Annotated in this window: 10 protein-coding genes; 8 read left to right on the plus strand and 2 right to left on the minus strand. The window is 50.4% G+C overall.

The features are described from left to right. Positions 1-366 precede the first annotated feature (366 nt). The 3 genes from GQS10_RS18390 to GQS10_RS18400 are packed head-to-tail and all read left to right on the plus strand — an operon-like array spanning position 367 to position 4219. On the plus strand, positions 367-1899 hold the full coding sequence (locus GQS10_RS18390; RefSeq protein WP_341805095.1) for a spore germination protein: 1533 nt from the start codon (positions 367-369) through the stop codon (positions 1897-1899). Next, entirely contained in the window at positions 1896-3101 is a 1206-nt protein-coding gene (locus GQS10_RS18395) for a Ger(x)C family spore germination protein (RefSeq protein WP_166244941.1), read from the plus strand. The genes GQS10_RS18390 and GQS10_RS18395 overlap by 4 nt, the downstream gene beginning before the upstream one ends. Continuing rightward, a complete protein-coding gene (locus GQS10_RS18400) occupies positions 3098-4219 on the plus strand; it encodes a GerAB/ArcD/ProY family transporter (RefSeq protein ID WP_166244943.1) in 1122 nt (373 codons plus the stop codon). Before GQS10_RS18395 ends, GQS10_RS18400 begins: the two co-directional genes overlap by 4 nt. Positions 4220-4399: 180 nt before the next feature. Here GQS10_RS18400 and xylA read toward each other — a convergent pair whose 3' ends face one another. Next, the gene (xylA, locus tag GQS10_RS18405) at positions 4400-5716 is read right to left on the minus strand and encodes a xylose isomerase (RefSeq protein WP_166244945.1); all 1317 of its coding nucleotides are present in this window, start codon (positions 5714-5716) and stop codon (positions 4400-4402) included. A gap of 196 nt (positions 5717-5912) precedes the next feature. Here xylA and GQS10_RS18410 point away from each other — a divergent pair, with 196 nt between their 5' ends. From GQS10_RS18410 to GQS10_RS18420, 3 genes are all read left to right on the plus strand, one after another. Continuing rightward, a complete protein-coding gene (locus GQS10_RS18410; RefSeq protein WP_166244947.1) occupies positions 5913-7085 on the plus strand; it encodes an ROK family transcriptional regulator in 1173 nt (390 codons plus the stop codon). A gap of 870 nt (positions 7086-7955) precedes the next feature. Then, complete coding sequence (locus GQS10_RS18415; protein WP_166244949.1) at positions 7956-8840, plus strand: DUF2167 domain-containing protein; 885 nt, start codon at positions 7956-7958, stop codon at positions 8838-8840. A gap of 84 nt (positions 8841-8924) precedes the next feature. Further along, positions 8925-10100 (plus strand): DUF4272 domain-containing protein, encoded by a 1176-nt coding sequence (locus tag GQS10_RS18420; RefSeq protein ID WP_166244951.1) that lies wholly within the window; start codon positions 8925-8927, stop codon positions 10098-10100. Positions 10101-10290: 190 nt separating this feature from the next. Here the strand turns inward: GQS10_RS18420 and GQS10_RS18425 are convergent, their stop codons facing one another. Then, positions 10291-10911 carry a biotin transporter BioY gene (locus GQS10_RS18425; RefSeq protein WP_166244953.1) on the minus strand — a complete coding sequence of 207 codons (621 nt, stop codon included), beginning with the start codon at positions 10909-10911 and terminating at the stop codon, positions 10291-10293. Between the two features lie 148 nt (positions 10912-11059). On the opposite strand from GQS10_RS18425, the gene GQS10_RS18430 reads away from it, so the two are divergent. Both GQS10_RS18430 and GQS10_RS18435 read left to right on the plus strand, forming a co-directional pair. Further along, entirely contained in the window at positions 11060-11896 is an 837-nt protein-coding gene (locus GQS10_RS18430; protein WP_166244955.1) for an energy-coupling factor ABC transporter ATP-binding protein, read from the plus strand. Then, positions 11887-12661: energy-coupling factor ABC transporter ATP-binding protein (locus GQS10_RS18435; RefSeq protein ID WP_166244957.1), on the plus strand; the 775-nt coding region annotated here is incomplete at its 3' end. The genes GQS10_RS18430 and GQS10_RS18435, both read left to right, overlap by 10 nt.

Here is a 12661-nt window from a genome sequence, read left to right on the forward strand (position 1 = left end):
GATCAAAATATAAGATTGAAGGACGCTGCTTTATGTCGAGCGTCCTTTTTGCTTATTTGCAAATGAATCAGCGCCTAGCTTCGGTTTTCCCTAGCTTCGGTTTTCTTTTTCCCCATGTGAATCTTTCTTCCTGAAAATACGAGCCCAAAGATGAAGAAGCTTAAAAAGTTGAAGGTCACGACAAAAATGACGAACAGCCTTACGAACCAAACGTTATTCAGCACATTTTCATATAGCCACGAATGATAAAACCAAGCCATTGTTATCACCACCAATGACCATTTTTTCTCCAGTCAGCTGACATTATTCAGAGGGGCATAAAAAATAGGTTAGGCTGGGAAAAATATCCCCTGAGGTGGTCGTAAAGTGGACGATAGAGAAGTCAAGCTAAAACAACATGTCATGTTCGATTTTGATCAAAGCTTGAAGACTGTTCACGCTATTATTGGAAAGAGCGCTGACATTATCAGCAGGGAGTTCGTATTTCATCATGATAAAAACCTGCGTGCCGCCGTACTATTTACGGAAGGGCTCGTAGATCCAGCTCGCATTACGAATGAGTTGATCAAGCCGCTTACCTTGCTGGGAGCCAATTTAAAAAGCACTTTTCCTTTATTCCAGACAGAGGCATTACAACGGCACCTCCTTCAGAGCTCGAAAGTAGAAACCTTTCAAACCTTTGAAAAAGGAATTGTGGCCCTATTGTCCGGCAGTGCAATCCTTTTGGTTGAGGGCTACGAAGAAGGCTTTATCGTAAGTACGATGGGCTGGGCTAAACGCTCGGTTGATGAGCCTCAGAGTGAGCCGGTCGTACGCGGTCCCCGTGATGGTTTCACGGAAGATCTTCAAACCAATGTTGCACTAGTACGCAGACGAATCCGTGATCCTAGATTGCAGGTCGAAGCTCTCAAGGTTGGCAAGCTCTCAAAAACCGATGTCAATGTTGTTTATATAGACGGTCTTATAAAAGAGGGCCTTGTGGATGAAGTGAAAACGCGACTAAAAGGAATTAATACTGACGCTATTTTGGAAAGTGGATATATCGAGGAATTTATCGATGATGCGCCGCTCTCGCCGTTCCCTACGATCCAAAGCACCGAGAGACCCGATAAAGTGGCTGCATCCTTGTTGGAAGGACGGGCAGCTATCATGGTGGATAATACACCTTTTGTGCTTATTGTACCGACATACTTCTGGCAGTTTCTGCAAGCGTCCGATGATTACTATAACCGTTACTGGGTCGGGTCCTTCTTCCGCTTTATCCGGTACGTGGCCTTCTTTATTAGTCTGGTACTCCCTTCTTTATATGTAATGCTTACAAGCTTTCATCATGAGATGATTCCTACGCAGTTAGCCCTTTCCATTGCAGCGGGACGAGAGGTGGTGCCGCTTCCAGTGCTCATCGAAGCGTTGGTTATGGAAATTGCCTTCGAGCTGATGCGGGAGGCTGGACTACGTTTGCCGCGTCAGGTCGGACAGGCTGTGAGCATCGTCGGCTCTCTTGTCATTGGAGAAGCGGCCGTCACCGCTGGGATCGTTTCGCCGTTCATGGTTATTATTATTGCGATAACTGGTATCGCTTCTTTTGCCATACCGAATTATGCGGGATCTTTTGCGATTCGTACGCTTCGATTTCCACTGCTGATTGCTTCGGGGACACTCGGACTTCTCGGGTTTTCGGCAATGTTCGCTGTCCTTGCCATTCATGTCATCCATTTACGTTCATTTGGGGAACCCTACTTGGCTCCGGCAACGCCTTTTCAACCTACGGACTATAAGGATCTTATTTTCCGTATGCCCTGGTGGAGTATGAAGAAAAGGCCGAGCCTTGCTTCTGATGATAAGGTTCGCCTAGGCGATAATCAGAAGCCGCAACCGCCGAAACCGGAGAAGTCATGAAAAGACTGAGACTGCTTCATGGACTGTTGATTCTCTTACTGCTATCCGGCTGCACAGGGAAACGGGAGATTAATGAGCTTGCGCTCGTCCTTGCCGTAGGTATTGATCCTGGGACGAAGCCGGGGCAGGTTCGGGTAACGGCACAGGTCATTCGCCCTGCAGACGCTAGAGGGCAAAGCGGCTCTCCCTCTGGCGGAACAGGAGAACCCGCTTGGACAATGATATCAGAAGGCAGGAGCCTATTTGAAGCGATGCGCAACTTGGCACGTTTTTCATCCCGGCGTGTGTTTTGGGCCCATAACAAAGTAATTATTATTAACGAAGAGGTGGCCAAACAGGGCGTGACGGACATCATCGATTTCTTTACGCGAAATCACGAGCTGCGCATGCGGACCTGGGTTGTTTCCACCCCAGAAAAAACAAGCGAACTCATTGCTCTCCAGTCGGGATTAGAGGTAGTGTCCGGGGACACGATAGATCGTCTATTTCGGTTTAGTGAAATTGTAGCCGAGGCTCCGAGAAGCGATATGAGGACCTTCGCTTCGGCATATTTGAGCAAATCGACTCATCCTGTGCTGGCGAGACTGAAAACAAAAGATCGAGCGGTTAGCGGGAAAAAACCGGGTGAGTTCGGTACGGAAAAACAGATCGAGCTGTCGGGTACTTCGATTTTCAAAAGGGATAAAATGGTCGGGATGCTAACTCCGAAGGAGAGCAGAGCCATGCTATGGTTTACGGGAAACGTAGATTCGGCAGTATATGAGCTTGGCTGCCCGGGAGAGCCGAAAGCTCCGGTCTCATTGGAACTTAAGGAAGGGGACTTTAAGGTGACCCCCCAGTACCGCAATGGCAGGCCCGAATTTCAGGTGAAGCTCGATACGCAGTTGAATATGGTGGAGCTAGGCTGTCCGACGCCGCTCAGTAATGAGGAAATCATGGATTTCTTGGAGAAGCAGGTAGTCGCAGAAATAGAGGATGAAATGGATTCCATGATTGAAAAGGCGCAGAAGAAATACCGTGTTGATTTTCTCGAGCTGGGCAAGGTGTTTGAAAACAAGTTTCCTTATGAATGGAAAACGCTGGGGGAGGATTGGGAAGAGGTTTTCCCAGAGGCGAAAATTACAGTCGAGGTACAAGCGAGTATCACAAGTCCGGTTCTCTTAAAGCAGCCGACTAGACCTGGAAAGGATCAGAGACAATGATTCAAATCTCGAACGGGATGTTTGTTGCTTTGATCATTAATATGATCTATGCGAAGGCCATTGGCGTCACCCAGGGGATTATGGCTCGAGAGGTGGGCGGCGACATTTGGATTGCAACGGTATTCGCAACGCTGCAAGGGGCGGGCGTGATCGCACTAACAGCTCTTGTCCTAAGGCGCGCTCCGGATAAATCAATTTTAGAGCAAGTCAAAGCGATGCTGGGGGTGTGGCCTGCAAAGCTGCTGGCTCTGCTGCTTATGATTTTTTTCTTGGGAGCTTATGCAGGTTATATGATTACGCTGGTGTATCACTTGATGGATTATTTCTTACCGGAGGCACCGGTGATCTTGTTTGTCCTGCTGGGTACCCTTGTCGGAATGTATGGGATTTATCAAGGCTTTGAGGTTATCAGTAGAATGGCTTTTTTGGGCGTATTTTCGCTGATCATCTTAAATATTTTGATCTTGTTGGGCTCTTATCAGCAGTTTGATATTCGGGAAATGATGCCCGTGTTTCAAAGCGGGGTTTGGCCAACGTTAAAAGCAAGCCTTCATAATGACACGGATTGGGCGGCAACGACTATCATGGCAGCGCTTGTTCTGCCATGGGTGAAAAAACCGGAGGTTTGGGTAAGGTCTGGGGTTTTTGGTGTTATTTCCGCGGGATTAATGGTGCTCGTATTTTCGATTCTGGAGGTAGGTGTCATCACGCCGGAAATGACAGCGCAGTATATCATTTCATGCATGCAAATGGCCCGTAGTGCGGAAATCGGGATATTTATTCATCGTTATGAGATGCTGATGATTATTTTTTTCGCGACCTCAGCGCTAATCCAAATCATGACCTGTCTTCTTTTAGGGGCAAATACGCTGCAATATGTAGTTGGTTTGAAAAAGGGCTTTCGACCGTTGATCTTGCCTGTAGGGGCCTTGTTTTTCGGTTTTAGCTATTGGATCGTGGCCGATCATAACCGGGCGATGCAGTACTTGTCTGATTATTGGATGCCTTTTGCGGTGACGGTCGGCTACGCGCTGCCGGTTTTGTTTCTTGGGCTAAGTCTTGTTCTAGGCAAAAAGCTTCGCGGGGAGGGGCAGGGGAAATCAGGTAGTCTACCGTGAGAACGTGAGAGCATGCTTCAAGAGCAAAGTTTCGATAGGATCGTTTTATAGCAGGCGTGATTTTATATTTTTCGGATTGACGCGAAAGAGATAATTTATATTCAAGGAAAAAATAAGGACGTCATCCCATTGGGTGACGTCCTTATTGTGGTTTACGGAAGCGTGATGCTTCAGACCACCTTACACGTTGATCAAATACTGATTCACGATCCCCTTGATGTTCTCGAGGCGGCCGGATTTGTTGACGATCGGGTTGTTTTGCAGCGCGTACGCTTCCAGCGTCTTGAAGCTTGCTTTGCCGGATACGATGTCGGCGCCGATGCCGCTCTTGAACGATGCGTAGCGGTCGTCGATGATGTTTTCCAGCACGCGGTCTTCGAGCAGCTTCGCAGCTACCTGAAGGCCTCTTGCGAACGCGTCCATACCCGCGATATGCGCGTATACGACGTCGATCGCTTCAAAGGACGTACGGCGAACCTTCGCGTCGAAGTTTACGCCGCCGCGGCCGATGCCGCCTTCGTTTTGCAGGATCTCGTACATCGCAAGCGTTGTCGAGTACAGGTCGGTCGGGAACTCGTCGGTATCCCAGCCGAGCAGCATATCGCCTTGGTTCGCATCGATGGAGCCAAGAACGCCGTTCAAGCGGGAAACACGCAGCTCATGCTCGAAGGTATGGCCTGCCAGCGTCGCATGGTTCGCTTCGATGTTCAGCTTGAAATGCGGCAGCAGGTTGTATTTTTGCAGGAACGAAAGCGTCGTTGCCGCGTCAAAATCGTACTGGTGCTTCGTCGGCTCCTTCGGCTTCGGCTCGATCAGGAATTGGGCGTCAAAGCCGATTTCCTTCGCGTAATCAACAGCCATGTGGAGGAAACGTGCCAGGTTGTCGAGCTCAAGGCCCATGTCAGTGTTCAAGAGCGTTTCGTAGCCTTCGCGGCCGCCCCAGAACACATAGTTTTCGGAGCCGAGCTCTTTGCCGTGCTCAAGCGCCTTCTTTACTTGTGCCGCCGCATAAGCGTAAACCTCGGCATTGTTGGTTGTAGCTGCGCCGTGAACGAAACGAGGGTTCGTAAACATGTTCGCCGTGTTCCACAGCAGCTTTTTGCCCGAGGATTTCATGTTTTCCTTAATATAAGCAACGATTTCGTCGAGGTTTTTGTTGGTTTCCTGCAGCGTATCGCCTTCCGGTGCGATATCGCGGTCATGGAAGCAGAAGTAGTCGACATCCAGAATGTTCAGCAGCTCGAAGCATGCATCCACGCGAGCTTTTGCCAAGTCCATGCCGGAAAACTTATCCCAGTCGCGAATCGCAGTGCCGCTTCCGAACGGATCGCTGCCGCTGCCTGTAAACGCATGCCAGTAAGCTACAGCAAAGCGGAGATGCTCTCTCATTGTTTTGCCAAGAATCACTTCATTCGGGTTGTAAAACTTGAATGCGAGCGGGTTCGTCGATTGCTTGCCTTCAAATTTGATAGGTGCTACGTTGCCGAAATAACTCATCGATATTCCCTCCGATTTTATAAATAATGGGGTGGATACGCTTGGTAGTAGATCTTGAAGCGGTTGAAATAACGCTTACAGGACTTATCATAACATCCCGGTGAAAGTTTGTAAATTGATTAAACAAACAAAGATTAGTGTTTTTTGTTTCGTTTCGTGGTACTATTTGAACAACAACAATGCGTGGGGGCACGTTATGAAGCAAACCGGCGATCTGCATCTAATGAAACGAATCAATAAATCCATTGTGATGGAGCTCATCCGCCATGAATCTCCGATCTCCCGGGCGAGTATTGCCGAGAAAACAGGGCTGACGAAAGCGACGGTATCGAGCCTTGTCAGCGAGCTAATCGAAAGCAGACTTGTCGACGAGATCGGTGCGGGCGAATCGCGCGGCGGCCGGAAGCCGATGCTGCTGCTTTTTAATCGGACGGCTGGGTATGCCATCGGCGTCGATTTAGGCGTTACTTATATTACCGCTGTGATGACGGATTTAAACGGAGAAATTGTTAATGAAGTAAAAATTCAGCACGACAACCCGCCTCGTGACGAGCTGATTGCCGAGCTGACGCGCTGTATCCGCGAGCTTGCCGAACGTGTGCCGGAGAGTGCGTATGGCGTCGTTGGCATCGGCATCGGCATTCCCGGCTTTGCCGACGAAGAAGGCAATGTGCTGTTCGCACCGAACCTCGGGTGGGAACATGTGCCGCTGCAGCGAATGCTCGAGGACGAGTTCGGGATCCCGGTCGTTATCGATAATGAAGCGAATGCAGGGGCGGTCGGGGAAAAAGAGTTCGGAGCGGGAACGCGATGGCCGAGCCTTGTCTATGTGAGCATCAGCGCGGGCATCGGAACGGGCATTATTATAAAGGAAGAGTTATATCGCGGAATGTCCGGCTTTTCCGGGGAAATCGGGCATGTCTCCATTCAGCATGACGGAAAGCCGTGCCGCTGCGGCAATGCGGGCTGCTGGGAGCTCTATGCGTCGGAGAAGGCGCTTTTGGATGAGGCGAAGGAAGTGTACGGACAGCCTCGGATGAAGGTGGATCAGCTTATCCGGCTGGCTGAGGAAGGCGATGCGAAGGCGCTTGCGCTGTTTGACCGGCTTGGGCGTTATTTGGGAATCGGCATCGTGAACATCATCAATGCGTTCAACCCTCCAGCGATTATTATCGGAGGCCGGCTGGCGCAAGCGGAGGCGTGGCTGAAGCAGCCGCTGCTGGAGGTTGTTGAGCGGCGCTCTCTACCGTATCCGCGCGCACAGCTGGAGGTGCAGTTCTCGGAGCTGGGCGTTCGATCAACGGTGCTGGGAGCCTGTTCGTTTGCCATTAGTAAATTTTTCTCATCGACCAAGGTGTCTGTGGAGTAGAGATGGACTATTCAAGTTGGATCAATGGGAATTCATAAAGAAAATATCGGAACTACGAACCCGATTTTTGTAAAATGGAAACCCAGCACTACTGCGCTGGTACTGGGTTTATTGTATTTTTAGCCAAGGAAGCTTGGAGAATATATGATTTTCTTAATAGGACATTTTTACCAAAAGCTATATTGGGAGATGATCTGTGATTTTGAATCATCTGATGGAGTTATGGATTGAATAGGGTCTTAGGGCCTATGGAAATCAAATAGCTGCACTGGCTTCACATACAGTTCGTTTAAAATATCGTGAAATGGATGATCATCACTGAGTTCACCCCTGCCACAAGAGGGAATACTTTATTCTTCCTTGATACAGACAATCTAGTACATCCCTTTAGCAGCCGCTTGATTACGTTTCTCTAAAATATATACCCCAATACCCGGCGCTTCACTTACGGCTTCTTATTTGTACACCTCAAGGGAAAAGTTTAGCTAATAGCACAATTGCAATCTGTTTCTTAAGGGAAACGGATTTTTTTATTTGTTAACGGTCTATTGCGAAATAGCGTATTGAAATCTCTTTTATACCTACCCAATAGTCATGGTGATTTTATAGGTCTATGTTAGTGGGTAGGTTAACGGAAATCTCGTTTTTAGTTCTGTTTTCCTATTTCGTGAAAAAATTAACATAATAAGTAATTGTATTGACAAGGAATTTTCCTCCGTGATATACCTATTTGAGTAAAATTATTACAGGAATAAGATGTTTTATTTCATCCCTTGAAAACTTGAAAATTCTAGTTCGGGAGCGATAGATTGTTTTATTCGGGTAATTCAAATTTTGCGAATATCAGACACATTGGAGGCATTTTTTAAGATGAAACGCTTTATGATCATGATCGTAGCGCTGGGACTTATGCTTAGTGCAGCAGCGACCGCTACGGCAACAGCAGGAAATCAATACAACTGGATCGAAGGGGGCCAAAAGGTTAATCTCGGCTCCATCGCCACCGTCGACCTCGATCCTGAATTTATTTTCCTTGATGGTGAAAATACGAAGAAAATGAGCAGAGATGTGGGAGAGCCAGTGTCGGGTCAAGAGATTGGCAGCATTTATCCGATCGACGATAACCAGTCCTGGGCAGTCTTTTTTGAATATGAGGAATCCGGTCACATCAAGGACGCTGAAAAGGAAGACATCGATGGAAAGGCGCTTCTGAAAAGCTATAAGCAGGGAACGGAAGAGCAAAACAAAAGCCGTCAGCCGGGTGAGAAGCTTTTTGTAACCGGCTGGGATATTGAACCTTTCTACGATGAGAAAACGCATAATCTGACTTGGTCCTTGTTGATTGAAGACGAGAAGAAGGAGACGTTCCTGAACTACAATACGCGTCTTCTGACCAGACAGGGCAACATCTCCGTCATTCTCGTAACCGACCCGCAAAATCGGGAAGCGGATAAAAAGGTACTGAGCGAAAAAATCTTGTCCAAGCTGCAGGTGAACGAAGGCCAAAGGTACACGGACTTTAATGAAGCAACGGACAAGGTAGCGGAATACGGCTTATCCGCGCTTATTCTTGGAGGAGCTGGCCTGGCGATTGCCAAGAAAACTGGCCTGCTGGTACTGATTCTTGCATTTGCGAAAAAATTCGGTGTAGTCATCGTAGCAGTCATTGCAGGCTTGTGGGGTTGGATCCGCAAAAAGAAAAAGTCGGACAATCCGCCGCCAGCCAATACGAATGATGAAACATTGAACTCATAAGATATCCAATCAGCCCATTCCTGAAGCAGGGGATGGGCTGCTCTAATGCTATGAAATGGAATACTAGTCGGAGGGGAAAGGACAATGCGTTTTTTTACGATTTTTGCTTCGAGAAATGATACGGACGATATCGATGGCTTTATTATCGACGTGTTTGAGAAAGGGTTTAAAATTACGCGAAGCGGCCGGGAATACCTGCTGCGCTCCAAAAAGATTTTTGGTAAAAACAACATGACGATCCGGGTAGAGACCGAAGAAACCGATCCGAATTATTTTAGCGGGAATATGCCGGGTATGATGAATTTCTACGATCGTATTCCGTTTGAAGAGGAAGAGCTTAAAACGAAGGTGCTGATGCAGATCTCCGTCTTGAATACGATGATCGCCATTCAGACCGAGAAGGAATACAGCGATAACGACGCGGAACTGTTTTATAAGCTGCTTGCTAAAGTGAATGGGATCGGCTTTATTCCAAACGGAACGTTAATCGGCAGTGACGGGGAGGTTATCGTGTATCCGGATGGAAGCTCAGGAGCTTCGAACTTCACTCCAACGGCCTGTACAAAGAAGGTAAGGGGCGAAGAGCTGCAAAGCTCCGAGGGGGATGCGCGGAAACGGAATACGGAAGCCTTTTTACAGGAGAAAGGAATTCCGGTTAATGCAGCATTACCACAATTGCCTGCAGTGGAAAATATCCGTCTGAGAAGTCAGGAGGAAGCTGCGCGCCGTGCGGTGGCTTCGCTGATCGTCATCCAATATGCTTGTGATGTTGCTCAAGATGAGGATATTGAGGCGTCCAAGGACTTTGTTTTGGGGCTGCTGGACAAATACGGTGTAGAGGATGCTTTGACAGAGCAGGAGCGCGAATTTTTGGCGGCCGAAGAGCCGGACCGGCACGAAGCCGTTCAAATTGCGTGGCAGTACGAAGCGCAGTGGGTGCTGCTTTGGGCACTGGGGCTTGTAGAGACGCTTGATTTTCCGTCAGAGACCTGCGACAGCTTGTATGCGATAAAGACTGTATCGGAATGCGAGTCTTTTACGGAATTTTATGAGCAGACGACGATGCGCAGCGCGGAGGAAATTTTGGAGCAGGCCGACCTCGTTTACCGGATGCATTGGGCTTGTGTGAATGACCGGATCCATGGCAGAGCGGCGGCTGCAGAAATGCAGGAGAGTATCGTTGTGGAGCGCCGCAGAGGTCTTTTCTGGCTGATCGGACACCGCGATGAGGCGTGGGATGCCATCGGGATGGATACTTAGCTTTCAGCAAAACTTGGCGGATACCCTGCTGGCACACGTTGTGGGGCAGGCAATTGGATACGTAAAATGACCCGACCTGGGCGGAATGATATGCTCCCCTTGCGGCAGACAGTTGAATTAATAAAACTGTTTCCTGCAAGGAGGAGAATATCAAAGACGGGGTGCGGGTCATTTTTGTTTTACGCGGTGATTATCTAGATAGAGTCTGATTGTTGTCGGCTACAACGTTAGGCCTTGAGCTGCCGGCGGCGCTCCAAGCGGGAAATGCTTTCCGGACCGCGATGACTACGGCTGTGGCGGCAAGCGCTTTAAGGGCATCAGGGATAAGATACGGTGTACAGCCCATCAACATTGCTTTGGAAAATGACACCTGGACCTTATGGGCAAGCCAAGGAACCCCGGTAATATAAAGCAGCAGGCTGCCGAATATCTCGATGGCAAGAAAAATTTTGATAAAGGCAGCAGTTCCAGTGCCTTTAATCCGGCTGACGGTCCACCCGACCAGCAGGGCACTTATCGGAAACATCCAGATGAAGCCGCCCGTCGGACCGGTCACAAGTGGAAGTCCGCCTTGTCCGTGAAGCAGGGGCAGACCAAGGAAGACGAGAAAGACGACGGTAAAAATACTTAGAAATCCATACGCTGCACCCAGGATCCCTCCGGCCAGCATAATGGCCATCGTCTCCAGTGTAATCGGCACCGGCGTAAAGCCAAGATGAATCTGCATAAAGCTCATGGCAACCATAAGGGCACTGAACATGGCGCTGAATACGATGCCCCGCACGGTCCAAGCTGATTTAGTTTTACTCATAATTCTCCCCATTTCCAGATGATTTCGCAGGAATCTATGATACCATGAACGAACTTATAGGAAAATAGTACTGGCGGGGGCTTCTCTATTTTTATGAAGAGTAGAGGCGTAAAAAGGCTGGTTTCCGTTAGGAAGGGGCACTGAATTGTTGAAGCGTGTTTTGAAAATAGAGGATGCAGCGGTGCGTTTGCAAACCGCCGAGGGCATCGAAACCGTGTTGGAACATGTTAATGTTGATATAGAGGAAGGCAGCTTTACAGTGCTGGTCGGGGCGAACGGAAGCGGAAAAAGCACGCTGCTGCAGGTTATCGCCGGTTTATGCCCGCTTTCCAAGGGAAATGTGAGCTTCGGAGGAGCGGAGCTGAGGACGGGCGTGGATGTATACATGGCCTTGCAAAATCCGGATGCGCAGATCATCGGAGGGACGCCGTACGAGGACGTCTGCTTCAGCTTGGAGCTGCGCGGGCTAGCGGGTGATCTGCTTGAGGAAAAGGCGAATGCGGCGCTGGAATTGGTGGGACTGCAGCGGGAGCGGAACCGTCCGATTGACGAGCTCTCCGGAGGGCAAAAACAGCTTGTAAGTATGGCATCGGCGCTTGCGGTAGATGCGCGGATCATTGTGTTTGACGAGCCGACGGCGATGCTGGATTCGTCGGCGCGTGCCGATGTGCTGCATGCTGCGCTTCGTCTGCGTGATGCGGGAAGAACGGTGATTTGGGCGACACATGCGTTGGATGAGGCGGGTTATGCCGACCGGGTTATCGCGCTTGAGCGGGGAAGGGTTCGGTTCGATGGGGCGGCGGAAGCGTTTTTTTATGGGGCTCATGTAGGGAAGCCGGAGGCTGCGCCCTGCTGCATGCTTGGGTTTCAACCTCCATATTTGGTTGAAATGGTTCACCACTTGCTGCGTGGAGGAGCTGAGCTGCCGCTGCGTCCGGTGGTAATTGAGCAGTGGGAAAAGGCGGTGGCCGGATTATGCCGATAAAAGTATCCGGGATTTCGGTTAGCGGAACCGCTTATCAGGGAAAAAACCGGCTGGATGATGTGTCCTGTATGCTTTGCGAAGGTGAAATTACTCTTGTCATCGGCCGTTCGGGAGCGGGAAAATCGACGCTGCTGGATGTTCTTGGCGGTTTGGAGCTGCCGCAGAGCGGTGAGGTGGTTGTGGACGGAACACCGCTTCATAAGGGGAATAGGCTGAACCCGAAGGTGCTGCACGGGGTAAGCATGGTGTTTCAGGCGCCGGAGCAGCAGCTGTTTGCGGCGACGGTTCAGGGCGAGTTTGACTACTCGCTCCGGTATTTGAAGCTGCCGCGGGAGGAAGCGGAGCGGCGGACGGACGCCGCGCTTGAGCGCTTTGGGCTGCCCCGCGAGGTGAAGGGGCGCTCGCCGCTTACGCTGAGCGGCGGGGAGAAGCGCCGTGTTGCGCTGGCGACGGTGTGGGCGACGCAGCCGCGCTGGCTGCTGCTCGACGAGCCGACGGCGGCGCTTGATCCGCATGCGGCGCAGGAGCTGGCGCAGGCGCTGCTGGCGTGGAAGCGCGAGCTCCCGGGCGGCGTCGTCGTGGCGACGCATGACGCGGAGCTGCTGCTGCCGGTCGCCGATCGCGTGCTGCTGCTGCGGGAGGGCCGCTTGGCCGCGAGCGCGACGCCGGCGGAGCTTGGCGGCCGCCCGGAGCTGTGGGCGGCCGCTGGCGTGGAGCCGCCGGCGCAGGTGCGGCTCGCCGCGCAGCTGCGCGCCATGGGCGTGC

It is taken from the genome of Paenibacillus turpanensis (assembly GCF_011421635.1).
Taxonomy (GTDB): Bacteria; Bacillota; Bacilli; order Paenibacillales; family YIM-B00363; genus Paenibacillus_AK; species Paenibacillus_AK turpanensis.